11 protein-coding genes and 2 pseudogenes are annotated in these 26,613 nt (G+C 58.5%); 4 read left to right on the forward strand and 9 right to left on the reverse strand.

Annotated features, from left to right (window positions below):
- Window positions 1-108: 108 nt before the first annotated feature.
- The 5 genes from BEN49_RS00865 to BEN49_RS00880 all read right to left on the reverse strand — a co-directional run bounded on the left by BEN49_RS00865 (window position 109) and on the right by BEN49_RS00880 (window position 7,283).
- Complete coding sequence (locus tag BEN49_RS00865) at window positions 109-1,056, reverse strand: efflux RND transporter periplasmic adaptor subunit (RefSeq protein WP_070739416.1); 948 nt, start codon at window positions 1,054-1,056, stop codon at window positions 109-111.
- A gap of 42 nt (window positions 1,057-1,098) precedes the next feature.
- The gene (locus BEN49_RS00870) at window positions 1,099-2,436 is read right to left on the reverse strand and encodes a TolC family protein (protein ID WP_125916369.1); all 1,338 of its coding nucleotides are present in this window, start codon (window positions 2,434-2,436) and stop codon (window positions 1,099-1,101) included.
- Window positions 2,437-3,335: 899 nt separating this feature from the next.
- The gene (locus BEN49_RS31125) at window positions 3,336-3,407 is read right to left on the reverse strand and encodes a hypothetical protein (protein ID WP_438831765.1); all 72 of its coding nucleotides are present in this window, start codon (window positions 3,405-3,407) and stop codon (window positions 3,336-3,338) included.
- Window positions 3,404-3,787, reverse strand: a complete 384-nt coding sequence (locus BEN49_RS00875) for a Tn3 family transposase (RefSeq protein ID WP_070739422.1) — start codon at window positions 3,785-3,787, stop codon at window positions 3,404-3,406. The genes BEN49_RS31125 and BEN49_RS00875 overlap by 4 nt, the downstream gene beginning before the upstream one ends.
- A 340-nt stretch (window positions 3,788-4,127) precedes the next feature.
- Window positions 4,128-7,283 carry a PAS domain S-box protein gene (locus tag BEN49_RS00880; protein WP_070739425.1) on the reverse strand — a complete coding sequence of 1,052 codons (3,156 nt, stop codon included), beginning with the start codon at window positions 7,281-7,283 and terminating at the stop codon, window positions 4,128-4,130.
- Between the two features lie 1,011 nt (window positions 7,284-8,294).
- Here BEN49_RS00880 and BEN49_RS30710 point away from each other — a divergent pair.
- The 3 genes and pseudogenes from BEN49_RS30710 to BEN49_RS00900 form a co-directional block, all read left to right on the forward strand.
- Window positions 8,295-8,735 (forward strand): annotated as a pseudogene (locus BEN49_RS30710) (transposase); the annotation flags it as partial.
- Window positions 8,736-8,897: 162 nt separating this feature from the next.
- Window positions 8,898-11,345: a PAS domain-containing sensor histidine kinase gene (locus BEN49_RS00895; protein ID WP_083325648.1), complete on the forward strand. Its 2,448-nt coding sequence runs from the start codon at window positions 8,898-8,900 to the stop codon at window positions 11,343-11,345.
- A gap of 32 nt (window positions 11,346-11,377) precedes the next feature.
- Window positions 11,378-11,806: a response regulator gene (locus BEN49_RS00900; RefSeq protein ID WP_070739437.1), complete on the forward strand. Its 429-nt coding sequence runs from the start codon at window positions 11,378-11,380 to the stop codon at window positions 11,804-11,806.
- A gap of 121 nt (window positions 11,807-11,927) precedes the next feature.
- Here the strand turns inward: BEN49_RS00900 and BEN49_RS30715 are convergent.
- Both BEN49_RS30715 and BEN49_RS00905 read right to left on the reverse strand, forming a co-directional pair.
- Window positions 11,928-12,092 (reverse strand): annotated as a pseudogene (locus BEN49_RS30715) (integrase core domain-containing protein); the annotation flags it as partial.
- A 69-nt stretch (window positions 12,093-12,161) separates the two neighbouring features.
- Window positions 12,162-12,548 (reverse strand): DDE-type integrase/transposase/recombinase, encoded by a 387-nt coding sequence (locus BEN49_RS00905; protein ID WP_070739440.1) that lies wholly within the window; start codon window positions 12,546-12,548, stop codon window positions 12,162-12,164.
- A gap of 1,862 nt (window positions 12,549-14,410) precedes the next feature.
- Here BEN49_RS00905 and BEN49_RS00910 point away from each other — a divergent pair.
- Window positions 14,411-16,045, forward strand: a complete 1,635-nt coding sequence (locus tag BEN49_RS00910; protein ID WP_158022699.1) for an IPT/TIG domain-containing protein — start codon at window positions 14,411-14,413, stop codon at window positions 16,043-16,045.
- Window positions 16,046-16,524: 479 nt separating this feature from the next.
- Here the strand turns inward: BEN49_RS00910 and BEN49_RS00915 are convergent, their stop codons facing one another.
- Together BEN49_RS00915 and BEN49_RS26465 are read right to left on the reverse strand one after the other, a co-directional pair.
- The gene (locus BEN49_RS00915) at window positions 16,525-23,082 is read right to left on the reverse strand and encodes a T9SS type A sorting domain-containing protein (RefSeq protein ID WP_125916373.1); all 6,558 of its coding nucleotides are present in this window, start codon (window positions 23,080-23,082) and stop codon (window positions 16,525-16,527) included.
- Window positions 23,083-25,185: 2,103 nt separating this feature from the next.
- Entirely contained in the window at window positions 25,186-25,521 is a 336-nt protein-coding gene (locus BEN49_RS26465; protein ID WP_125916375.1) for a hypothetical protein, read from the reverse strand.
- Window positions 25,522-26,613: the final 1,092 nt, after the last annotated feature.

The raw sequence follows: 26,613 nt of genomic DNA on the forward strand, positions 1-26,613 counted from the left end.
GGAGAGATGCTTCGGCTCCACTTCGTTGCGCTCAGCATGACGACCTAGTTTCAGCATGACGACCTAGTTTCAGCATGATTGCCTGGGGGCCCTAAATGGCATGAATTATCATTTCTCAACAGCTTGCCGCTCCACCTTCACCGCCGCTGTGTCGTCGAGCCCGTAGTTGCCGGAGAGCAGAATCTTATCCTGGGGCCCGAAGGTGGGCGACTTGATTTCAATCCGGTCGGCCTGCTGGGCCCCCACGCGCACCGGGACTTTCGCGGCGGTCGAGTCGTTGAGCAGGCGCATCACCCAGAACTCGGTTTGGGTTTCGTCGGAGAGCACCGCGGCGCGCGGCAGGGTGGGGGTGAGGCGCGGGGCGGTGCGGTCGAGGTCGATTTGCACCGCCAGGTTTTCGGGCAGCTCGGGCACGGGGCCGGTGGGGCGCACGGTGTAACGCTGGGTTTGCAGGGCGGCGTCGGCGGTGGCCAGCACCTCGGCCACGCGGCCCGGCAGGGTGCGGCCGTCGGGCAGGTAGATGCGGCAGGCCTGGCCCACGCGCACGTAGCGCAGCTGCGTCACGGGCACGTCGAGCACGAAGCCAAAGCGGGCGCGGTCGTAGCTCAGGGCCAGCTGCTCGCCGTCCTGCACGTAGTCGCCAGCTAGCTTGTCCACGGTGGCCAGCACACCCGCCTGGCTGGCCTTGATGCGGATGATGCCCGAAAAGCGCAGGCGTGGGTCGCCGGTGAGCTGGTCGAGGTGCAGTACCCGGCTCTCCTTGGTTTGGAGGGTGAAAATGGTTTGGCCGCGCGCCACGCGCTGGCCTGGCACCGGCACCGGGGCCAGCAGGTAGCCGGTGGTGGTGGCGCGCAGCACGTCCTTGGCCGGGTAGGCCGAGAGGGCGCTCAGGCGCAGCACGTCGGTCACGGTGTCGCGCTGCACGGCCCCCACCGTCACCACGGCGCGGGGCTTCACGGTGGTCTCTTCGCCGTCGGCGGGCGCGTCGGCTTCGGGGGCCCCCGAGTGGCAGGCGGCCAGGGCCAGGAGCAGGGCGAACGGAACGAAGCGGAGCATAGGCAAGAGTGAAAAAACGAATGCGGCGGGCCCCCAGGGCCCCTATTCCGCCAAATAATCCAGCGCGTACTGGCTGCGGAGCCGGTCGGTTTCGGCCTGCGTGAGGCTGAATTGTAGGGTGCGGTAGCTCGTCACCAGGTTCAGGTAGTCCAGGATCATCACGTCGCCGGTGGCCAGTTGCTGGCGGGCGGCGCCCACCAGGGCCTCGGCAATGCGCAGCTGCTCGCGGATGCGCGCCGCCAGCGCCTCCGAGGCCCGGATGAGGGCCCCCAGCTGGTCGTACTGCTGCTGCCGCTGCACCGTCAGGAACTGCCGGTAGCCGCGCCGGCTCCGCTCGCCCAGGTCGATGCGCTGGTACTGGAGCTGCCGCTGGTGGCCGTCAAAAATGGGCAGCGCCAGCAGGAATCCCGCCCCCAGGCCCGTGCTGTGCCCCAGGGCCAGCAGCCCGGGCTGCGACGACTGCACGCCCGCGTCGAGCACCGCGCTCAGCTTGGGCCGGTAGCTCGCGTCCACGGCCTGGCGGTCGAGCTGGTAGCGCAGGCTGTCGAGCGTGTACTGGCGCTGGGTGATGGAGGCCAGGCCCGCCAGCGGCCGGCGCACCGGGGCCCCGGGCACGGCCAGCGCCACCAGGGCCGTATCGGCCACGCCGCACAGGTAGCGCAGCGTGCCCAACTCGCGCCGGTAGCCGAGGCGGTTTTGCTCCACCGTCACCTCCTGGGTGCGCACCGACAGGTAAAAGCTCAGGTACTGCGTCTGCTTGAACACGCCCGCGTTCACGAGCTGACGCAGCTGCTGGTCTTGCTGGCGCAGCTGCCCGAGCAGGGCACGGCTGAAGTCGAATTGCAGCTGCGCGGCGTAGGCCGTCAGGAACTGGTCGGTCACGGAGCGGCGCAAATCCAGGGTCGAGAGGCGGCCGGTGTTGCGCAGCACTAACCCCTGGTTGCCCAGGATGCGGTAGTCGGTTTGCAGCTGGAAGCGGTTGAGCACCGGCTTGGTGGCCTGCGCCAAGGTGGCGTAGTTGCCGCCGTTGCTCACGGCCTGGTCGTAGCCCACCACTTGCTCGCCGCTGCTGTTCGTGATGGACGGCGAGGCCACCGCCGCCCCGATGCCGGCCACCTGCACGCCGTTCTGCGCTTTCCGCCGCAGGCTGTCGAGGCGGTTTTGCAGCACCTGGTTGCGCAAGTCGCCCAGCAGCGGGCTCTGGGCGTAGGCCACGTCCAGGAAGTCGGGCAGCGCCCGGGGGCTGCCCGGCTCGGTAGGCGCCGCGGCTGGCAGGGGCCCCAAGGTGGGCGGCGGCGCCCCTTGGGCACGGGCCGCCCCGGCCCCCAGGCCCAGCGCCAGGGCCCCCACGGCTAGCCAACGAAAAACAGAAAGCACCACGGCGAATAAAAAATAGGAGAAACCAGCACCGAACGCTGCAAAAGTCCCCCGCAAATCTGAAGCAAAGTTGGCGATTCTGGCGCCGGGGCCCTACTTCTGCTTTGGCAAGTTAGGTGAGCAGTTTGGGGGTGAATTTCGGGCGGTATCAGCGGTGCGTTGGCGAACGGCAGCCAGCAGGGCCTCGTCTGCTTGGAGCAGGTTCCGCAGCTTCCGGGCAGTGGCAGTTTGGCACTGGCAAAGGACAGGCAGGGAATCGTTGCGTGGCCTTCGCGTTGGGCCCCGAGCATAAAAGGCAGCGCCGCTGGGCGAAGGTCGGCCTGGCCAGCCCGTCCCAAGGCGAGGCACGGATAAAGTGGTGCAGGGCGTCGTGGCTGGGACCGGGCAAGCGCCCGGCCCGGCGCGCCACAGTGCTTCGGCGAGCGCGAAACAAGGCCTTGAAACAGGGCGGGCCATGCGCGAGCTGGCCGGGCCAACGCGGCCGAAAGCGGGTGGCGTGGCCCGCTACGTAATTCCCCGCTTTTTTCAGTTATAGGCAACTCCATGCCCCCAATTTATCACAGCCCTACCTGCTCCCTAACTCGCCAAAGTAGAGCCAATAGGTAGTCGATATAGCCGTCGCATCCAGGTTGTGTTTCTTTATCCGCACCGCGGCCGCAATCAACTTGCTTATGAGTTAGTTAAAACGCGTATTCCGGAAGCGGGGGGCCCTTGAACAGCTCTTCCTTCTCCGCCTCGGAGTTGCCAAATAGGCGCGCGATTTTTTGCACCGAGGGGCTCGCCAAGACGCCCACGGCAGCGTTGACGACCGACCCGCCCAGCGCCGTTTAGGGTACGCCAGCCGCGGCACGCCCGCCGGCAGCTGGCGTCTGCTCCAGTTGGCGGTGGGCGGCCACCGGATCTTATCTATATGCTTGCTGATTAGCGAGTTGGTGGATACGCGGCTCGTAGGTAATACCCAGCAGGCGGGTCACAGCAAAGATGACTTTCGTGTAGCCGTGCTGTGGACGTCGGTGGGCCGCACGGCGTGGCGCAGCAGGCCCTCCAGCAGGTGCGTCGCCTCGCAGTCGGCGGCACTGGATACGGTCGAGTCGAAGACGAGCAGCGTCTCGTCCACGTAAGAGTGAGCCGTTAGGCCGCATCGGTTGCCGCAGTAATTGAATGAGGCGCTGCCACCGAGCGAGTCCACGGCCAGGTCTTGTTTCTGCTCGTCGCCGCTGCTGTGCAGCTTCTCAGCCAAGAAAGCTAATGCGGCTTGTAAAGTACTGTATGACCGCCTCGTCGCCAAAGGCAAGAACGGAAAGATGGCCCTAATTGCCGTCTGCAATATGTTGCTCAAGCAAGCTTGTGCCATTGTGAAGTCTGGCGTTCCCTATCAAGCAGATTTTGCTAAACTTTTGGATTCAACCCTTGTGTTTCAACACATTTCATTCTTTGTCCAAACTACTAACGCAACCTCGTCTCGCTGAACAAACCAGCCCTACTGACCTTTGAAAATACTGTTTTGAAGTGGGAGTGTTATGTTTGCAATCAACCTGTTTAACCTTTGAGTCAAACTTTTAACTAAGGCCAAAGGTGTGCTTTTCTGAATCCTACGCCTAATAACGAGCCTGAGGCCATTTTTCAAGACGAAGAAAAAGCAAGGCCATACGTTGACCTGATTTACTCGGCAACGTCACCTGCTATCCAGTGGCCTACGCCTGGGTAAGGCTGCGTGAGAGTGCGCGTAGCTTTGCCTCCAGTTCCTGGGCGGCTAGGGCGCAGGCAGTTTCTATCTTCGAAAATAAGGACAGCAAGCCGGTCATGGTTTCTCGGCTGGCGCCATCACCCACGGAAATCAGGCTCACTGCCAGGGCTTGAATGGCTTTGGTGATGTCCTCAAATGCTGGGTCCATGCCCATCGTGGCAAAGGTGGGAAGGATGGAATGCGTGGCGCGCTTCAGGGCAATCCAGTCCTTTTCGCCAATGGCCTGTTTCATGGTTTGCACCAACTGCGGAATTTCCTGTAGGTAGAGGCCAATCATTTCGGCCATGCGGGCCTCGCTTTTAGTTATCCGTTTCAGGTAGTCGAAATTGACGCAGGTCTGAGGCGGAGCTTGCAGGTGGCCGGCGGCCGGCGCCACGGCGGTTTGAGCGAAATCGGCTTGCTTTAGGTACTTGATGATTTTGCTGTAGAGCAGCTTGTCATCAATCGGTTTCGAGATGTAGTCGTTCATGCCTACCGCCTTGCATTTCTCCACGTCTACCGTCGTCACGTCGGCCGTCAGCGCAATAATGGGCACGGTTAGGTGCAGCTCGTTACGGATGTATTCGGTGGCCTCAAAGCCATTCATAACCGGCATTTGTAGGTCCATGAGCACGATGTCGTAGCGGGTAGCGCGCAGCTTTTCGAGCGCTATTCGGCCGTTGGCCGCTACCTCCATCTCAAAGCCGAAGTCTTCCAGCAGCGTCTTCATCAAAAGCTGATTCAGGGCAATGTCTTCCACCACCAGAATTTTGATGTCCTGAAACCCGGTTTCCAGCGCTATGGTCAGGCCCGACTCGGCGTCGGCTTTCTCGGTGGTTTTGCCAAAGCTTAGGATGAAGCTGAAGGTCGAGCCTACCCCCACCCGGCTTTTTACGTGGATGGTGCCGCCCTGGGGCTCCACCAGGTTTTTGACAATGGCCAGGCCCAGGCCCGTGCCGCCGTACAGGCGACTCGTGCCGCTGGTGGCCTGCTGAAAATCGTCGAATACAGTGCCCAGCTTTTCTTCCTCAATGCCGATGCCGGTATCGGTTACGGCAAACTCCAGGATAACTTTTTCCGGGTCCTGCACCAGCATCCGCACGCCCACGGTGATGGTGCCTTCGCTGGTAAACTTGACGGCGTTGCTTACCAGGTTGAGAATGATTTGGTGCAGCCGCACTGGGTCGCCCACCAGCACTTCCGGAATTTTAGCGTCGTAGTCCATCACCAGCGTCAGGTTTTTCTCCTGAATCTTGGTTTCGAACAGGTGTACCATCGCCGCCACCGACGCCGAGAGCTTGAATGGGATTTGCTCGAAGGTCATCTTGCCCGCGTCCACCTTGGCCAGGTCCAGGATGTCGTTGATGAGGACAATCAGCGTATCGCCGCTGAGCTTGATGGCCGTCAGGTATTCACGCTGCTTGTCGGTGAGTTCCGTCTTCAGCACCACCTTCGTAAAGCCGATGATGGCATTCATGGGCGTCCGAATTTCGTGGCTCATGTTGCTGAGAAATTGCTGCTTGGCCTTCACCGCGTTTTCGGCAATGCCGGTGGCGCTTTCGGCTTTGGCTTGGGCTTCTTCGGCCCGCACGGTAGCGCGCTCGGCCGCAAATTTGGCTTCAATCAGCTCGGTGGCAATGCGCTTTTGGTCAGTTACGTCGCGGGCCACAATCACTACCCCCAGCACCTTGCCCTCGTCGTTCTTATACACCGACCCGTTGAAGAGTACATCCGTCAGCTTGCCGTCTTTATGACGGAGCGTGAGGGGCGAATCGGCCACCGTGCCCTTGGCAAATACTTCCTGGTACACCTCGCGCGCCATCTGCGGGTCGGTGAAATAGGCGAAGAAATCGGACCCAATCAGCTGCTCACGCTCCATGCCGGTGATGTAGACCGTGGCCAGGTTCATGTCCGTGATTTTGCCTTCCGGGCTGATGGTAACGAGCGGGTCGCGGCTGGCCTCAATCAGCCCCCGGGCGTAATTAGCTACGCGCAGCTCGGCGGCCCGCTTCACTTTCTCGTCGTTTTGAAAAGCCAGCTCCTTGTTGGCAATCACCAGTTCAGCGGCCCGCTTCTCCTTCTCGTCGTTCTGAAAAGCCAGCTCAATGTTGGCCACACTTAGCTCTTGGGCCCGCTTTTCCTTTTCGTCGTTCTGGAAGGCCAGCTCCGCATTGGCCACGATTAACTCCTGGGCCCGCTTTTCCTTCTCATTATTCTGAAAAGCCAGCTCCTCGTTGGCGATGCTCAACTCAGCGGCGCGTTTTTCCTTCTCGTCATTTTGAAACGCCAATTCGGTGTTGGCAATGCCTAGTTCCTGGGCCCGCTTTTCCTTCTCATCGTTCTGAAAGGCCAGTTCCTTGTTGGCAATGAGGAGTTCCTGGGCGCGCTTTTCCTTTTCATCGTTTTGAAAGGCTAGCTCCTTATTGGCAATGCCGAGCTCGGCGGCGCGCTTTTCCTTCTCGTCGTTTTGGAAGGCCAGTTCTTCATTGGCAATGCCCAGCTCGGCCGCGCGTTTTTCTTTTTCGTTGTTTTGGAAGGCGAGTTCTGCGTTGGCGATGCTCAACTCAGCGGCGCGTTTTTCCTTTTCGTCGTTCTGAAACGCCAGTTCCGTATTGGCCACACTTAACTCTTGGGCCCGCTTTTCTTTTTCGTCGTTCTGAAAAGCCAGCTCTTCGTTGGCAATGCTGAGCTCGTCGGCCCGCTTTTCCTTTTCATTGTGCTGGAAAGCCAGCTCTTTATTGGCAATGCCCAGTTCTGTGGCCCAGTTTTTCTCTGCTACTTCCCGCGCCACTATCCTGGCGCCCAGTACGGTGCCCTGGTCGTTCTTGTTCACGGAGGCGTCAAGCAACACCTCGGTCAGCGTGCCATTGGTGTGCCGCAGCGTGAACGGCACGTTGCTGACCGCCCCGCTGGCCATCACTTCCCGGTAGGCCTCCCACACCAATTCCGGCTCGGTAAAAAAGGCAAAGAAGTTCGCCCCCAGCAAGGTGTCGCGTTCTACCCCCGTCAGCGTTACGGCTGCCTCGTTGGTGTCGAGGATGTTACCCCCCACATTAACAGTAGCCAACAAGTCCTGGCTGGCTTCAATTAAGCGCCGATATTTTTTTTCACTTTCCTTCATCATGGCTAGTTCACCGGCCGCGAAGGCAAGCGCTTACTTAATTATAGGTGGGGTAGGAACTTACTCATTGACCAGCGGCAAGTCCTATTTAATAAAAGGTATTTAGTATTGATATAATACAAAAATTAGCGCAAGTTTACAGGCAGCATACCGCTGACTGCCATGTAAGGTACCACTTTTGTGCCGTAAGGAAATTTATATTCGGAGCAGCGTAACTCCTGGCCCACCCAACCGGCTGGCTAGGCAGTTAAAGAGCTGCGTTTTAGAGCCCATCGCTACCCCGCAGCTGCGCTTGCTCAAACGTAGCTTGTTTGTAAAGACAGCACCTCAGCAGTATCTACGGCGTAGTCGCCGTCCACTGCCTCTGCTCGCATTGCGCGGAACTTGCCAGCTAATCTAACTGCCCTCGATTTAGCTAATATTTTAATTATCATTGTCTTAACCACGGTCTGACCTGATGTGCATCTGTACGCTTTCCTACTCGGTAAGCTACTGGTTGAGTTCGAAGTAGCCTAGTTCAGCGAGGTGCGCCTTACTAAGCCGCCTCATTCAACCAATTGAAGAAAACTAGGTCCTCCACCTGTCCCGTCCAACTTGGCCACCTCACAAGTCCCCACATCGGGTAGACGCTGGCTCAGGTCTTCGGTTTTAGAGGGTATAGGGTAAAAACATAGGGATTTACCTTTACCGGATGAATCGCCGGGCTTATTCAACCGGTTTGACGGACGAACAATGGCTTCTGGTGGAGCCCTGCGTGCGGACCAGTGGCTACGGGCGTCCGCCGCTGCCTCCCAAACGGGAATTGCTCAACGTCTTTTTTTGCCAAGGCCGCGCCGGCAGCGCCTAGTCCTTGTTGCCACACGCCCTGGCGCACGGACGGAACCCGGGACTAGCTATTGGACGAGTTGTGCCGGGCCGTACGCCAACCCGCGCAGCCGAGCCCACGGCCGGGGCCATCGATACGCAGTCCGGGCGGACGGGCGCTAAAAGGGGGGCTGCTACGGCGACGATGCCGGCAAACAAGTAACTGGTCGTAAGCGCCGTATCGTGGTCAACACCGAAGGGCTGCCCTTGGCCGTGCAGGTCCAGCTGGTCAGTGTGCAAGACCCGGTGGGGGCCGGCTCGGTGCTGGTCGAGGCCAAAGCCCGCGCCCCGAACTTACAACCGGTCTGGGTCGATGACCACTACCAGGGTCCACTGGCCACCCATGCAGCCGAAGCGCCCGGGCGGCCAGTGGCAGTGGTGCGCAAACCGCTGAGCCAAAAAGGCTTCGTGGTGCTGACCCGGTGCTGGGTTGTGGAGCGCACCTTCGCTTGGCTAGGCAGGTGCCGACGCCTCGCCAGGCGCGATTGCGAAACCAATCCGCGTAACAGCAAGGCCCAGATTAAGATAGGTATGAGTAACTTAATGCTCCGGCGATTTACTAAACGGACAATATCTAAACTTTATGATTGAATTATCCTACTCCTTTTTAGAAATGAGCCACAAGAGGAATTGTTTGCCATGGTGCGGGCCGAAGCTTCCCTTGCTTGCCCTATTAGTCCCGTAGCCGTTGGCTAACGCAGGGCTATCCTAGCTGCCCGCGTAGCGCTACTTTCGTTGCCTTATCTTCTTCCTATGCCTGATTCCTTAGGGCTGCTTAATGCCATTACTCCGCCTGACGAGCTACTGCGCGACCTGCTAGCCGTCTCCCTTGCCGGCGTCATTTTCTATGCCCCAATTTATGACCTCAGCGGTTCGGGCGAGCTAGTAGACTTCTCCCTCGAGTATCTCAACCCCGCCGCCCAGCGACTGTTGCATCTGTCCGAGCGACCTATGGTGACTCATAATGCGCAATGGCCCCATAGCAAAGCGCACGGCACTTTCCAGTTCCACGTCGACGCCTTTGTCAGCGGCGAGACCCGCGAGTACAACGTCAATGACCAGGCCGGCGGCGATGTTCACTGTTACCACCTGGCCGCCCGCCGCTCTGGCGCAGGCCTTCTGGTAAGCTTTACCGACACCGCCGACCAGCCCTGCTCGCCCGTGGAGCTGGCGCTGCGTGAAAGCCAAGCCCGCGAGCAGGAAGCCCGCGCCGAAGCCGTAGCGCAGCGCAACCGCCTGCTTCGCCTCTTCAGTCAGGCCCCAGCGCAGATTAACCTCTTCGCCGGCCCCAACCACGTTTGGACCCTGGTGCACCCCCGCACCCAAGAGCTGCTGCCCAACCGCCCGTTGCAGGGATTGCCGCGCCGCCAGGCCCTGCCCGAGCTGCCCGAGGAACAGCACGAGTTATTTGACCGCGTGTACCGCACGGGCCAGCCCGTGCATGCCTTCGAAGAGCTCGTTCGCTCCGACCGTTTTCACCAGGGGGAGCTGCAGGAAGAGTACTTCGACCTCACTTTTCAGCCCAAGTTCGACGCGGCCGGACAAATAGAAGGCGTTATGAGCTTTGCCGTCAACGTCACCGAACGGGTGCGCAACCGGCAGCAGGCCGAGGCGCTTCAGGCCCAAGTGCTGGCAGTGGCCCAGAGGTTGGCCCAGGAGCGTGAGGCGTTTTTCCACATCCTGGCCGATACCCCCGCCGCAGTGGCCTTGTTACGGGGCCCACAGCACTGCTTTGAATACGTCAACACCGCCTACCAGCAGCTTTTCCCCGACCGGCAGCTCACCGGAAAGTCCGTGGCCGAGGCCCTGCCCGAAACCAAAGAGGCTGGCTTTCTGACCCTGCTCGACCGCGTGTACCAGACCGGCGAAACCTTCTTCGGCCAGGAACTGCCCATGCGCCTCGCGCCGCCCGACGGCCGGCCGGTTCAGCAGGTATACTACACCTTCACTTACCAGGCCTACCGCGAAAACGACCAGCTGGCTGGCATTTCCATCTTTGCCTTCGATGTCACCGAGCAGGTACTTGCCCGCCAGCAGCGCGAAGCCGAGCGCCAGCAACTGCACCATCTCTTTATGGAGGCGCCAACGCCTATCGTCATTCTCGATGGCCCCGACCTGGTGTTTCAGCTTGTCAATCCGGCCTACCAGCGCATTTTCCCCGGCCGCGCGCTACTCGGCAAGCCCGTGCTAGCTGCTCTGCCCGAAATCGCCGGGGCGCCTATTTACCAGCACTTGCGGGGCGTGTATGAAACCGGCGAAACCTTCGTAGCCCAGGAATTACCCATGCAACTGGCCCGCTACGACGGCGGCCCCCTGGAGGAGCTGTACTTCACCTTCACCTACCAGGCCCGCCACACTACGCGGGGGGGAGTCGATGGCGTACTAGTGTACGCCAACGAGGTCACCGACCAGGTGCAGGCCCGGCGCGTGGTAGAGGAAGGCGGCCAGCAGGCTCGGGCATTGGCCGCGGAGCTCCGTGTGGCGAACGAGCAGCTCGTGCGCACCAACATCGACCTGGATAATTTTATCTACACGGCCTCGCACGACCTTAAAGCACCCATTTCCAACATCGAAGGCCTGCTCTACCTGCTGCAGGAGGACCTGCCGCCCGGCGTGATTCAGCAGGAAAACGTGAGTCCTACCCTCATCCGCATGCTCGACGCGGTGGAGCGCTTCAAGCGCACCATCGACCACCTGACGGATGTGTCCAAGCTGCAAAAGGAACACACCCCTGCCACTGCCTCCGTTAATCTGGCCACCGTTATTGAGGACGTGCGCCAGGACTTGGTGCCCTTGCTGCTGGCCACCGGGGCTAAGCTGATGGTTGATGTTCCAGCCTTGCCCACCATCCATTTCTCTGAGAAGAACCTGCGCAGCATCGTGTATAACCTGCTCAGCAATGCCCTCAAGTACCACTCGCCCCACCGCACTCCGCATATCGACGTGCGGGCCCATGTCCGGGCGGGCTATACGGTGTTAGAAGTGCACGACAATGGGCTCGGGCTCGCCCCAGCCCACCTGCCGCGCCTGTTCACTATGTTCCAGCGCTTCCACGACCACGTGGAGGGCACCGGCATCGGCCTCTATATGGTCAAGCGCATGGTCGAGAATGCTGGCGGGCGCATCGAGGTGCACAGCCAACTGGGGGCCGGTACTACCTTTTTCGCGTTCCTGCCCCACGCCATCACCCTCGCTGCGTAGTCTTTTTTTACCTTCTTGCCTTCCTAGATACTATGGCCGCCATCAGCTGCACTCTGCTTGTCGACGACGACGAAACCACCAACTTTCTCAACCAGGCCCTGCTCCGGCGCATGGCCGTTACCGACACCGTGCTAGTGGCGGGCAACGGACTGGAAGCGCTCGATCTGCTGCACACCCACTGCGCAGCGGTAGCGTTACCCACCTGCCCCGCCCTCATTTTACTCGACATGAAAATGCCCCGCATGAATGGGTTCGAGTTTCTGCAAGCATACGCCCAGCGCCCACTCGCCCATAACCCGGCCGTTATCATCATCATGCTCACCACCTCCCTCAATCCCAAGGATGTCGAGCAGATGCGGAACTTGCCCATTGCCGGCTACCTTACCAAGCCGCTGACCCGCGAAAAAATCGGCCAGATTGTTAGGGAATACTTCGACTACCCCGCGCCGGCAGACAGTTAGGCGAGTAAACCACGGCGTTCTAGATGGGGTGACTTGTCTGGGTGTGGGTGGACGAGTAGGATGGTTCAGCAAAGCAGGACAACTTTGGAACGTTGAAGTGGTCTAGTTGAGCGGGGGAAAACTAGGTGATATTAACAAGTTGTTGTTGGTGAAATAGATAAGGTTTTAAATAGCCGCTACTGGAGTGGCGGCGCTTGTGGTTGTGGTAGTCAAAATAGTCGGCCACGCTGGCTTGCGCGTCGGCTAGGTCGATAACGACGGGCCACTCGCGCGGTTCGAGTAGTTCGGTTTTGAGGCGCGACTAGGGGCCCTCGGCTTGGGCATTGCCGTAGCACTCGCCGCGGCTGTCCCAGGGTTAGGCCTTGGCGTCGCGCAGCAGTGTTTTGTACGCGTTGCCCGTGTACCGGCCGCCCCGGCCAGAGTGAACAACCAGGCCCGGAATGGGCCGTTGCGCGAGCAACGCCCGTTGCGAAGCGGCGGTAACCCGCGCCCCGGGCGTGTCGGCCCGCACTTGCCAGCCCACCACCTGCTTGGTGCACACATCCTGGAAGGCAAAGCAGTAGGCCCGCTGGCCGCTAGCGAGCGGCAGATCGGTAATGTCGCTGACCCACGCGCGATTGGCCTGGGCCGGGCGCGGCCGGTCAAGCCGCCGGTTGGGGGCGCAATGCTTGCCATGGGTCGAACCCGTCGTGCGTGGCGTGGAGGCCTTCGACTGCAGGGCTTTGCGGCCGTGGCGACGCAACGCTGCGCGTAAGGCTTGTCGACCCGCGCGGTGTCCCAACTCGCGCGGTTCGCTTGCAGCCAGCGGGTGCCGTAGCGCCGCTGGTGGCCACCAAACGCGTCGACCAGCGCTGTTTCCCAAGCAGGCCCGGCGGTGGTTTCTGCGCGCTGGCACCAGGCACGATAGCGGCTACGACGGCCAGCACTTTGCAGAGCAGCTGCACCAAATAGCGAAGCCGTTGCTGGCCAATGAACTGCAACTGGCTCACGGCGTCGAGGTAGTCGAGAAGGTGGCGGCAGCTTTTTTTAAACCCTCCAGTTCCTGGGCCAGCCGTCTGTTGGCTAGGCGCAGGATCCGCGCCTAGCCAACAGACGGCTGGGCCTGTGGGCAAGGGCAGCTGGGCCACTTTCTGCCACTGGTAAAGTAGTTTGGCGTGGATGCCAAGGGCGCGGGCGGCGAGCGTCGGGCGGCTTTCGCTGGCCAGCCGCGGGGCTCCCTCCGAACGGCCGCATCGTAGTGCGACCGTTCGGAGGGAGAGGCTTTTCCATGGGTTTGGGAAGGTAGCGCTCAGTGCTCCCCTGTTGCGCTCGGCCACCTCATTCTTATTGATACCCCCGCGCATGGCTCCTGGTTGAACATAGCTGAAATTGAATTTTCGTTCCTGAGCCGGTAGGTATCTGGACCGTCCGGTTGCTTCGGTCGACTAGGTCTGATAGGTCGTCACGTAGTAGCAAGACCAGCATAATGCTCACCCCAAACCTCGCAACTGGCAACTTAGAGCAACCTATGCCCGCATTAGGTTAGTGAAGTTATACCTGACTATTTAACTTTTTTAACCACTAAAAAATAGTTAGAAAAAGGCTAAAACAGGTTTTCTAATTCCTCTGGGACTATCTCAAGATTTTCCCGTTCGGCGCGACCAGAATGGTTTCCGCCGGATTTTCGTCCCGCTCTGTCCCTTGATGTCCCCGGAAGGCGCCGGCCAGAGTGTTGGGGCGTGGCGACCGGCCCCGTCGTAGGGGCCGCGGGCGCTGGGGGCACGGGCACGGGGTGCGGCTCGTGGGCCAACGGGGCGCAAAACGCCGGCAAGCCCCACCGCGTTGGTTACCCAGGTGCTGTGCTCGGGTCTTACCCCTTGCGCGGTTGCTGGTCTCCACTGGTCGGCGGGTTGGCCGTCCCCCGGCGGCTAATCGGGCGGCAACGGTTCCGAAAACGAGCGGCGCGCTCCTCGGGCACAAAAGCCCCACCGCTGGCGGAGTCGGCGATACCTGGCCGCAAGCGTTATTCGATTGGTAGCGACGGCATATAGCCCAGTGATCCGTTATACGGCCCCTACACGTCCTTCCAGACTGTCAAAATTCGTTAGCGAGAACGAAGTTGGAAGTTTCCCCCTATTTGCGTAACAATACCCAACCCTCTACAGACCCGGTTCTGAGTCCTGTACCAGTCACTACTAATAATGTCTTGTAAAGTGATTTACAAGTTTTTACTTAAACGCAAAAAAGTGCAACTAATGAATGTTTGCTTAATCTATAAGTATTTACCAATAAGCAGGAGCTTTGATCTTAGCTAATATATTGTGGCTAAATTACTGAGCTTTTATAAATTATTGCTATACCTTTGAAAATGAGCAGTCGTCATAATAATCCTTTTATTTCATTTTATTTAATTATTTTATGAAATATTTTTATCCATTCCGATTCCTAGCCTCTTTGGTTATGGCTTTTCTACCATGGCCCAGGATAGCCCAAGCAGCACCCTTTGCCTCAGGCAACGTTGTAGTTGCCCGCGTGGGTGACGGATCTGCCTCTCTCTCCAACGCAGCTACGGAAGTATTTCTAGATGAATACACCCCAAGTGGAACGTTGGTCCAAACCATTGCCTTGCCCACCTCGGTAAGCGGCACCAACCGCATCCTGACGGCCAGCGGCAACAACAGCTACGAGCTGGGCATGACCCGCTCGGCCGATGGCCGTTACCTGGTGCTCACGGGCTACAGCGCTGCGCCAGGTACTACGGGCGTAGCCGCCTCGGCGGCCACCGACATCACGCGGGTAATTGCCCTCATTGCGGCTGATGGCACCGTTGATACCAGTACCAGTACCGGCACTGCCTTCAGCGGCAGTAGCATTCGCACGGCGGCCACGGTCAATGGCACCAGCTTTTATAGCGTGGGCGGCAATTCGGGCGTGCAGTACCAGGCGTTTGGCAGCGCCATGACTACGCAGCTCAATACGGCGCCCATTAATATTCGCAGCATCAACGTGGCGAACGGCGGCCTCTACATCTCGACTAATTCTGCTGCTTACTTTGGCCTGAACCAAGTGGGTAACGGCCTAGCCACGACCGGTGGCCAAGCCGTGACGGTGCTGCCTGGCTTTCCTGGTGCCACAGCCGGCTCTAGCCCCAACGGCTTCTACTTCGCTGACCTGAGCGACGCCGTGCCCGGCGTGGATGTGGTGTACGTGGCAGACGACCGCAGCACGTCCGGTGGCATTCAGAAGTGGAGTTTAGTAGCGGGCAGTTGGGTACTCAACGGCACTATTGCCGGCAGTGCCTCAACTGCGGTACGCGGCCTCAATGGCTTAACCCGTGGCACGGCGGTAGCGCTGGCCGCCACTAGTGCCAACGGGCTGTTTTCCCTGACCGACAACACGGGCTACAACGCGGCGCCTACGCTCATTGCCCTGCCCACGGCCATTGCCGGCGCCAGGGCAAATACGGCGTTTCGGGGCATGGCTTTCGCGCCGATGGCTGCGTCGCCCACTATTGCCAGCTTCACGCCCGGTAGCGGGCCGGTTGGTACTACGGTCACGGTTACAGGTGCCAATTTTTCCGGGGCCAGCGTATTGCTAATGAACGGAGTAGGGGTGTCCGCGTTCACGGTGATAGATGCGGCTACCATCACGTTTACAGTGCCTGCGGACGCCACTTCTGGCCTACTGGCCGTGACGACGCCCGGTGGCACGGCTACCAGCGCAAGCCCCTTCGCGGTGATGGTGCCTGTGGTGGCGCCCACTATTGCTAGCTTCACGCCCACTGCGGGCGGTCCGGGCACTACCGTCACTATTACCGGCACCAACTTCACAGGTGCCACGGCCGTTAGCATTGGCAGCCTAGCAGTGCCGGCCTACACCGTTGTGTCGGCCACCACTATCACGCTAGTATTGCCCAGCAGCGCCGCCAACGCGAGCGGCCCGCTAACGGTGGTGACGCCCGGTGGCACGGCCACTAGCACGGCCTCGTTCAACCTGACGCTGGCGGCCGTGGCCAGCCAGGCGCTACCCGGCCTCGCCCTGTTTCCTAACCCGGCCATCGACTATGTGGTGGTAAAGCTGCCTAAAGCGGGCGCCGCTACCGCTGCGCTGCGCGACCTTATGGGGCGGCTGGTGTTGGCACCCGTGGCCCTGGGGCCCCAGCAACCCCTGTACCTGCCGGCTGGCCTAGGCCCCGGCGTCTACCTGCTCGAAGTGCGCCAGGGTTCGGAAACGGCTGTACGCCGGCTAGTGAAACAATAGCCTTACCCCTGGCGCAAGCCAAAAAATTGGAGCGCCTAACGCAAAAGGCCTCGCCCGAAAATTCGGGCGGGGCCTTTTGCGTTAAAAAGAAATAGCGCCGCAAGTTGGCCGGTTAACGTTGGGGCGGGGGGGGCTAGGGCTAAAGCTGTTGAGGAAATCACCAGAACGTCAGGCAGCGGAGCATTTTATGGAACTGTATTGGTTTACACATAACTCAAGGAGTCGAGTAAAATGCTTAGCCGTTTGAATTTATTTGTATTCTGTCAGCTGGAATTTATTTTTTAAACGACTGTTTTGCAGTGCTATAAAGATAATTGGATTTTTAGTTGGCCCGGTGCTGACTGCCGACCGAAGCTACTTGCTGGCCAGCGGCATCCTCGCCGACGCGTGGCGGGGGCTGCGCCTAGTGGCCCTGCCCACGAAAAGGCCTCCAACTACCGCAGCGGTAATTGGGGCTTTTTCGTGGGTAGGGCCGGAGCTTACTCCACCGCTACCTTGGTGGTTAGCTTCAGGCCGTCGGCCGTTTGCCACGTAACGAAATACAGGCCGCTGGCCAGCGGCTGGCGCGGCTTGATGGTAGCTTCGGCCGTGCCAGCGGCGGCCACGTGCGTCAGCACCAAGCGGCCCACGTTGTCGAACACCTGCACCGTGCCGCCCGGGGGAGGCAGATTGGTGGCGAGCAGCCTAAAGCCACTGCCAGTAGCGGGGTTAGGATAGGCCACAAGGGCGGGGGTAAGCGCCGCGCCGTCGAAGCGCACAGCCACTACAGGCGAGTAATGCGCCTGGTTATCGATATCGACTTGGCGCATGCGGTAGTAGCTCAGGCCCGGCAGCGGCGCCGTGTCGAGGGTGACATAGTTGTGGCGGCTGGTGGTGGTGCCCTGGGCCGCCACGCGCTCTAAGTCGGTAAACGTGCGGCCATCGGCCGAGCGCTGCACCATGAAGTAGGCGCTGTTTTGCTCCGATGCCGTGGCCCAGGCTACCTGCACGGCCGCGCCTAGACGTACGGCCGTAAACTGCACCAGCTTAACGGGCAGCGTCACTGGTGGGGTGCCGGTCAGCGGGTTGTCTACTTTGTTGGTAGAAGCCAGCGCGAAAAACGAGGTGCTGTTAATTGTGGTCAGTGCTGACGCCGAGGCGGTGTAACCACGCGGGTCGGCGGGCGAAAATACCCCTGCGCCGCCAGCCGTGCTCCAGGGGCCACTCGCACCGTCGGAGATGGCCACGCGCAGGTTGCCAGGCACGTGTACTTCTTCGTCTTCCACGTCGGTATTGAAGCTCAATTGCACTGTGGGTTCGTTGAGGGTGCCCGACAGCAGCTGGATGCGGTAGTAGCGGTTGGCCGACATGTTGGAAAGCGTCGCGTCGAGACTGCCGGCCGGGGCGGCGTTGATGATTTCTGCCAGTACCACTGGGCTCGTCGAGGCCGCCTGGGGCGTGATGGTGACGGGCCGGTAGCGGCTGCCCAGGCCCACTGGAAACACCCGGATGCTGGTAGCCGCGTCGGGCAGGGCCATGGCCAGGCGGCCAGCTACGTAGGAAGTCGTGCTTGCTCCCACAATCGGCTGCATGGTAGCGTTGCTAAGCGATAGGATGTTGCTGGTACCCGTGTAGATGAGGCCGTTCCGCATGGTTAGCATATTGATCACTGTCACGTTGGTATTCGTGCCGAGCATGAGGTACTTGGCTCCGGCCTTTTGCAGGTTGTAAAAGGTCGTGGTGCCGTTCAGCGTGCGGTTGTTGTCGGTCGTGAACACGGCCAGGCTGCTGCCGCTACTGGTATCAAAGTCGCCACTGTTGCTGAAATTGCCATGCAGGATGATGGTGCTCGAAGCCGCCGCAAAATAGCTGTTGGCGAGGTTGAAAAAGTCGCCCGTAACGCGCAGGTAGTTCGTATTGCTCGGGTCCGGAGCGGTGTAGGTGCCCGCGTTCGAGAAGCTGCCTAGCACGTTCACGTCGCCACTCGCCACGGTGAGGGTTCCGCTGGTGGTGTTGCTGAAGTTGCTATTGACGACCAGCGTGCCCACGCCACCCGTGTAGGAACCGCTGTTGGCGAAGGTGGTGCCAACAGTGAGGTTGCCGGCTTTAACGTTCGCATTATAGGTGCCGCTGTTGCTGAAAGCAGTGCCCACCGTCACATTACCGCTCCCGTTGTTCAGCGTGCCGCCGTTGGCGAACGTAGTCCCGATGCTGACGGAGCTCACGCCCAGATTGAGTTCCCCCCCCGTTGTGGTGGTCAAAGATGCCCCCGTCGTCAGGGCCCCATCATTCAGGTTGAGCGTGCCGCTCACGGTGGCGCCGCTCGTGGCCGAAGTTAGGTTGATATTCTGGCTGGTGGGGTTGTCCACAGTGGTGCCCACCCCCACGGTCAGTGCGCCGTTGATAGTCAGGTCCAGGTTGCTCAGCTGCTTGGCGTTACCGCCCGAAAAGGTCAGGTTGTTATAGGTGTCGCGGGCGGGCAGCTGCACCGCCCCCGAGTAGTCGACCGTGCCGCCGCTGGGGGCCATAAACGTGGAGTAATTGCCAGCCGGAAACAAAGCCGAGCCAATGCGCACGGTGCCATTGCCGCTCACCGTGTTGAAGTTGTTAGCAGCGTTGGGGCCCAGGTCCAGGGTGCCATCAAGGCGCAGGGTGGCGGCGCCGCGGCCCGCGCTGCCCGACGTGATGAGGTGGCCGCTGCGAATGACCACCGGGTTGGCCAGGGTAGGGAAGGTGGTTGGTAGAGGAGATGAGTCGGTACCGTCAGTATTGTAGGTCCAGGCTGCGGCATCAGTCCAAATAGCTCCGGCCGAAAGGCTCGCCGTAGCATTACGGCTGTAGAAAGTAGGCACTGCGCCAAACTCCGACGCTTCGCCGCCTGTGTAGTCACCATCAAAGTAAGTAGTTGACGCGCTGAGCGTATTGGCCGTGGTGCTTACGACGCTGCCTGCTATCCCACCCTGCGGCGTCCAAGCACCATCCAGGAAGCGGCCCAGCTTATAGTTGGCTTCTGTGCCATTCACATCGTTGCCCACGCCGTTGTCGATGTAGGTGAACACCTGCGATACAGTAGGTGAGCTAAATCCAGTGCTGCTTACTTTCCAGTAAAAGCCCAACTCTTTAGCTGCTGGGTCGGTCGTAGAGGGGTGAGCTAGGTCGATGGGCTGCACCATGAGAGTGCCAGCGGCCGAGTTAGCCGCCACGTTCATGCGTACGGGCGTGTACTTGGCAGCGGCCCCCACCGGAAACGTGAAATCGAGCGCACCGCTGGGGTAGCTCTTACGTAAGCCTAGGTCAGCCACGATGCCATTGGTACGGATAAAGCGCGTGGTACCGAAGCCAGTCACCGCACCGGCTGCCGGATTGCTGAGCCACAGCAAATTCGAGCCGATGGTGAGCACCCCATTGGTCATGGTGAGCACCTTGGTAATCTCTTGATTGGCCGTAGTGCTGGCGCCGGCCGTGTTGTTCAGATTTACGTTGCCAAAGCGACCCTTGCCATCACCACCGATGGTCTGGTTAGCGGTGCCAGCCAGAACCAGGCTACCCGTGCCGGAACCGCCGCTGAGGTGCGTCGCGTAATTGAGCACGTCGCCCTGGGCCGTAATAGTCTTGCCATTATCGTCGAGCGTGCCTTTAGTCAACATTAGCGTACCAGTTGTTAGGACATTGCCACCGAGCTGCAGGGTGCCGTTGGTTTGCGGGGTATTTACTACCAGGCTACCAAAAACCGTCAGGTTGCTGGCAGTGCCCGTGAGCTGCTGCGTGGCTAGGCCACCCAGAAAGCTCGTGGTCTGCGTGGTGGTGATGGGTTGAAATCCCCCAGCATTTAGCGCCGTGCTGGCAGAGGTGTTGTTATTAAGGAGATTTTGGTAGATATTCAACCCCAGGCCATTAGCGTTGAAGAACGAAAAGTTGTTGCCGATGGTCAACGAGCCTTTCAGCGTCAGAGGAATCACGCCGGCCAGTAGCCCAGTGTTCGTATTACCACTAGCCCCCGATTCTATGCGTAAGTCGTACAGCGGCACCGTCGAGTTTATACTAACGGTCACGCTGCTGCCGATAGGGGCTGTCGTTGGGTTGCCCAGCACCACCGTGCCACCGGTTACTACCGTCGAGTCGGGGGCCAAGTACAGGTCGGCCGTGAGGATGGGACTTTTCTGGTTCGAGCGGTGTAGGTTCAAGGTGCCCGCGCTCATGCGGAAAATGCTGCCCTTGCCTTGCACTTCAAACAAGCCACGCTCGTTGTTCTGGGCGGCCGAGGCACCCTGGCCATCGATGTCGATAGTGCCGCCACTCTGGTCGAAGCGCAACGAACCGTCGAGGTTGGCCACGGTACGGCGAATCTGGCCGTTCACATACAAGTTGCCAGCAGTTATTTGGAGACCAGGCGCGCCAGCACTAGCATACTCTAGGTCGTTGCCTACGTTGCCGGCAGCACCTACCTTCAACGTGCCCTGCAGTATCTGAAGCTGGCCCGCAAGTTTCAAGTCCGCCGCCGCGTTGTTGTTCGTAGCTACCGTCACGGTGCACCCGCTAGCGTCCACTGTCAGGCCGGCATTGTCGGTGATGAGGTAGGGGGTAGCCACCCCGTCGTGAATATTCAGCGTTGCATTAGGCTTAGCGTAACGTAGCGTGCCATTGGTCAGCGTCAGCCAGCCGTTGGTGGGGGTAGTGAGGGTGCCAGCGCCATCTAGGCTAAGGAGCGCCGTGCGGCCCAGGCCCTTGTTAAGCGTAAGCGTGGCCAGGTCGGTCGTGGGGCCAGCGCTGGTGAAGGTGGCGTTCTGGCTGCTTGTGAAGATGAGGTTTGCCAGGCCGGTACCGACTTTGAAGTCCAGCGTGCCATTATTGGTGAGTGAGCCGCCTACGCTAGTGGAGTGGGTTTGCGCGGCATTAGTGAGCACATCAAACGTAGCACTGGTGGCTACCTGCACATCTGTATCAAACGATAGGGTGCGCGGGGTTGTGCCCTGGAGGCGGAATATACCGGCTTGCACGGCCAGCAGCGAGTCAGCGCGCAGGTTGCCGGCCGCCGCACTGCTCACTAGCACCGTGCCGGGAAAGGTGCTAGCAGTGCCTGCTTTAAGCTGGGCATACACGCGCAGGTCTTGGTTGGGTAGAGTGATGGTGCGGCCGGTGGCAGCATTCAGCCACAGGTTGCGGTACTGGTTCAGGGTCAGTGTGCCCGATGCAGTAGGGAGCGTAAAGTCGACGGTGCCCGTGGTGTAGTACTCTACCGTGCCCCCGCCGTACTGAATAAACGAGCCGAAGTCGCCGTCGGGGAAAACAGCCGGCGAAAACGTCGAACTTATGCGCAGGCGCCCCGAGCCGCCGATTTTGGAGTCAGGCAGCGCCCCAAAGTTGTTGTTGGTACTAGCCGTAGTAGTGCCGGTGGTGCCCACGTCCAAGGTTGAGCCGCGGTCAATGACCAGGGAGCCTGATTTGGCGCCGCTGGCCGTTAACGTTACGGTGTGGTACGCTCCGTTACTGGCCGAACCAATGAAGACGGGGTTGCCCGCGCCAGGCACCGTGGCGGCGGCGGCACCCCCGTAGCCCGTGGTGCTCCAGGTAGCGGGCGCTTCCCAGTTTCCCGTGGCGCGGCTGTAAAACGCCGTTACCGTGCCAAAGGCCGCCGGCTCGCCCGCTGTGAATTCTCCGTCGAACTGGTTGTTCGAGCGAAATCTGATGATGGAGTTGGCCGTGGCCGCACTACCAAACTGAATGTTATTGGAGGTGCTGGTAGTCCACGCCACGGGGTTGTAGCGGCCCGGCACATACTTGGTATACGTGCCGGCCCCCGAGGCGTCGGCGTTATTCATTGTGAACGAGAGGTTGACACTACTCGTGGGTAAGGGCCCGAAGCCTACGCTGCGCACTTTCCAGTAGTAGGGCAGTGCATTTGCGGTGGTCGTGAACGGGTTGCGGGTGTTGGTGGGGCTCACGCTCACTTGGCCATACTTGGCTATCGCCACGGCCACGGCCAGCTGGATAGTGGCGGGCATGTACTTGGTGCCTACCCCCACCGGGTACACGAATGTATCGGCACCACCAAAAGTCTTCTGCAGGCCCAGGTCACTCTGGTTGCCCGTCGTCTGAATCATGCATAGCTTGGAAAATGCGGTCGTGGTCGAAATTGCCCCCATATCAACGTTGGTAATGGCCAAGCGGTAGGCCTTAATAGCAAATACGGCATCGTTGAGAAACGTGAGGTAGTTCGAGATGGTGGTGTTGGCCCCGAGCTGCACCGCGACGGGGGTAGTCGCGTTGCTAATGTTGAGGTTGCCAAAAATGCCGTTACCGTCGCCGGTTATCGTCTGCAACGCGGTGCCAGTCAGCGTAATGCTGCCCTGGCCGCCCCCGCTGGTGTGCGAGGCCGAGTTGAGGAGGGCGCCGGCCACGTTGATCGTCTTGCCCCCATCGTTGAGCACACCGCTCACCAGCGCGAGTGTGCCGGTGGCAGGGGTAGCGTAAGTCATGACCGTACCGCCCAGCGTGAGCGTGCCGCCCGACTTGTTCATCGTCAGGTTATTGAATGTACCCACATCGGCTGTGGTACCGATGCTGCCATTGTTAGCCAGCAATTGGTCTTGCCCGCCGCTGAAAATTGTCGTGTTTGTGCCAGGTAGGTAAGTGCAGCCCGTGTTAATGGTGAGGGTGCCCTGAATAGTCACATTCAGGTTAGCTGCATTGAAGGTGGTGGGGTTCGTTCCGTCGAGTGTGAAGTTGTTGAGTACTGTTATCGGCTGGGCAGCGGTAGTAGCGCCGGAAGTATAATCAGTAGGGGTAGTCTGCACTCCGATGTTGGCTAGGATAGCCTTGCTGGTAGTACTACCCGAAAAGACAGGCTTCTTGATGGTGAGATTCCAGAGAGGAGCCGTAGTGAGAATCTTGCCATCTATGTTGTTGTTGGGTAAATATACCTCGATAGTACCACCAGAAACGACAGCATTGTTGGGGTTAATGCCGATATGAAACAAACCGTCGGTGCCGTTTGTGCTGGGGTTTTCTACCCGGATGGTACCACCAGTCATGCGGAAAGACTGAGTGAGGTAGGGCATTGAAAAGCGAGCAAACTGGTCATTGAGGGGGGTTGCATTGATACCGCGACAATCAAATAGCCCACCGGTAATAATAAAAGAGCCGCGGTGCGTAGAGGAAGTGCTAGAGGGCCGGTATTTCTCTACAGTAGACGTGCCTCCTTCAATAAGAATTTGGCCATCCTCCCGCATTACCAAGGCGTCCTGAGTCAAGCACTCGAAAGCGCCAGCGCTCACATGCAGGGTACCATAAATGATGAAAGCCCGTGCATCTGCGCTGTTATTTTGGATTGTGGCACCTGCCACCCATAAGGTAGGGCTTGTCGAGGTAGAACCAAGATTATAGAACCCATTATCGGTACCCGTACCCTGGGCGATGCCGTTATGAATTCTGGGCAGCACGATGTTGTTGCCAAATTTGGTCACCCCAGCGACTAAGTCTAAGATGTTGCCGGGCGAAACATAGTTTAGGTGCAAGTTGCCGGTTGCATTCGACGGATTTACAGTCGAAGTAACGTTCAACATTACTTGACTATCAATGCCTTTATTAACACGGAGCTGGCTCAAATTAGTAGGGCCATTACAAGCAAAATTGGCATCTACTGCCCCGCCGAACGAAAGGATGGCATTCTGCGTGTCGTCGGTACCGTTGTGCAAGTTCACGGTGCCATTGTTGACGAAGCTACCGTTAACGCTCAGCGTGTGTGACCCCGCTACCGCTGACACACCTAGAAAGGTGCCGACTCCAATAGTGACGTTGCCCTGAATGGTCAGGCTACGGTTGGTGCTAGCCGTTTTTCCTAAATTTAATGTGACCAAAGGGCCAGTTGCGGTCGTGTTGGTGCGCGTCAGCGTGAGGCTGCCTATCAACACCAGATTGTTGTCGAGCTGCGTAGTGTACGCTGTTGCCGTGGTATTGAGCAGGCGCAGGTTGTTATACTGGCCAGATGCTGGCAGCGGCAGCGCCGTGGGGCCAGCAGGCCAGTTATAGAATTCGACCGTGCCTGTATTGGCATCGTCGAAGTCGTTGGTTGTTACCGCCGGGAAATAGGGCCGGCCAATGCGTAGGGTGCCCTGGCCAGCCAGCCGGGTTAATGTGCTGGCAAAGCCTGAAGCAGTATTAGTCAGGTCCAGCACTCCACCCCGCTGCACGGTTACGTTAAGACCAGTAGCGGTCACGCTGTTGTTCAACAGCACCACGAAGCTATTAGTCACAACCACGATATCGTTGGTAGCTGGTATTCGTGCCCCAATGCTGGTCGAGCCCGTTGGGTCAGTCGTCCAAGTGGAAGCGTTATCCCAACTGCCACTCGTGCCGCCGCCATTGAATGTATACAGGGTCTGGCCCATTGCCAAGCTGCTCCATAAAATAGCGAATAATCCAAGTAGGAGTGTTCTCATAAAAAAAAACTAATAGATTTGCTATAATCTGATTATCAACATATTGCAAAAGACAAGAAATTCGAAACTATTTCGCCTATTTTACATTTCTGCTATTTCAGTACGGTTGAACATCCTTTAAGGACTTTTTAGCGTGTTATAGTGACTATACTGCCCCGATCCAGATTATTGTTAAACTAAGATCAAATCATATATGCTTGATTTTGAGACGATAATAATACTAATAAATAATAATAGGCCAGCACAGCTTGAGGTTTCGAAAATCTGTTCGTGTAATGATATTATTCGAAGTTTGCGCTTTTAACTTGTATAAAAAAGCTAAGTTGCTTAAATAAATATCAGGTACTTAATTATCTTGAATTAATAAAAATTTTACAATAAATTATGTAATAAACGGGCCTTATATTGCTGTTATAAATTTTGTATAATTATGCTATTAAATTTACCCTAATATTTAGCAGCTATGTCAGATAATGCTCCTAAAAATCGAGGTAAGCGTTCTACTTAGTAGGAGAGAGAGGTAGCATTTAACCAGATGCAAGCAAGCCATGCTTTCTTCATGAACATAGCAGCAGAAAAGGTTACAATGGTGCTTGGTAAAGGACACACGATGGTCTGTGCTGAACACCCAACAAAAGCTTTCACCGTCTGGGTGAAAGGCTTTTTGTTGGTTTGAAGAACTTTCAATAGTACCTGCTTGCAAGCTTTGCAGACTGGACGCTTTTAGCGCCGTGCAATGCGGTGCTGATTAGTATTGCGGGCCAGTATTACGGGGACATCGCCCGAGCAACTGCCTAATTGGTCGCCGTGATCCAAATGGGCTTGCGAGGCACTAACCGACACGCTGATATCATGGCCGTTATGGCAAATTATTACCTTCTCGTTGGAACCGATAGCCTTGCTGGGCTTGTCAGCGCCTGCGGCAACAGGGCTGGCCTGGGCCGAAGCGGCCAGACCGAGTGCACAGCACAGCAGCAATTGCCGCCATAAAGCCTTCCCACCTAACCGGGTCGGCAGCAACTGAGCAGTATTGAGCTTACTAAAGATGGAATTTTGCATGGTTATAAAAGTAGTAAGGTTAAAAAATAGGTGATAACTCCAGGCACAAGCAACGCCTTAATAGAGAAAGAACTTCGCTGGCAAAGTAATAGACATTTTTTTGTTAATACTAATAATAATCATATTTTATAACTTATCCTATCCATAGTTCAAATTAGCTTACTAATCTCACTTAAATCTTTCCTGCAAGCTGTTCATGAATGAGCATAATATGATTTATTGTCAGATACTTACAAATAATAGGGAAATCTTAAGTGTGCCTTATATACTTGCCTTCCACAAGAAAATCTTCTCCAAACATATCTTCCATATATTGGATTTATTCAATTTTATCCTGTGCGACGGTGGCTGGCCTGACAGAGCTGCCCCGTTCTAAATGGTGGCTATCATGCTCTACAGGCTCAACCTGCCCATGGCTGCCAACCTTTTCGCTGTTAGCGGCCGGTATCCGTGAACAAGGCCAAGAAAGCTGCCAGATTGATTTGGCTGGCAAATCTCAGGACACGTGCTTCGAATTGGAGCTGGCCGTTGAAACCGCCAGCTATGTACACGCATGAGCCACTTGCTGCCACTGTATTGACTTCAATCTACGTTGTTGCGGGGCGGTGGAACGCACAAGGTTTCTCGGGGAGGCACCGTAGTACCAGGTGGTCTGACGGCGGTAACCCAGTCGTAGCGGCTGGTGGGGCCGCTTTCGGTAAACCGGGCCACATAGAGCTTCAGCGGCGCCGAAGGCACAGATGAGCGCGCGGCGGTGCCAAATCGGGTGACCCCCCCCCCCAGCAACTACCGGTCACATACACGCGGGCGCCGGTGACGGCCAGGGCGCTGGTACTGCAAATGACCGTGCCGCCTAGGCCAGGGCCTCGCTCAGCGCCGTGGGAAGCCTACGTCGAGCGTATTCGACAGTTCCCAACTGAGCCCGTAGTGGGCGTGCCAGTCGCGCACAGCGACCAGGTAGAGGAAACCCCTGGCCATGGGAATGCAGGTGATGTCAGCCGCTCCCTACTCCGGTGGTTGCCGTGGCCGGGCGCTCGCGCAGCAGGTATGGGTAGGGCGTGATGCCCTGCCCGGGGACCGCCAAGCGCGGCT

Origin of the sequence: Hymenobacter coccineus, from assembly GCF_001816125.1 — a bacterium.
GTDB classification, from domain to species: Bacteria; Bacteroidota; Bacteroidia; order Cytophagales; family Hymenobacteraceae; genus Hymenobacter; species Hymenobacter coccineus.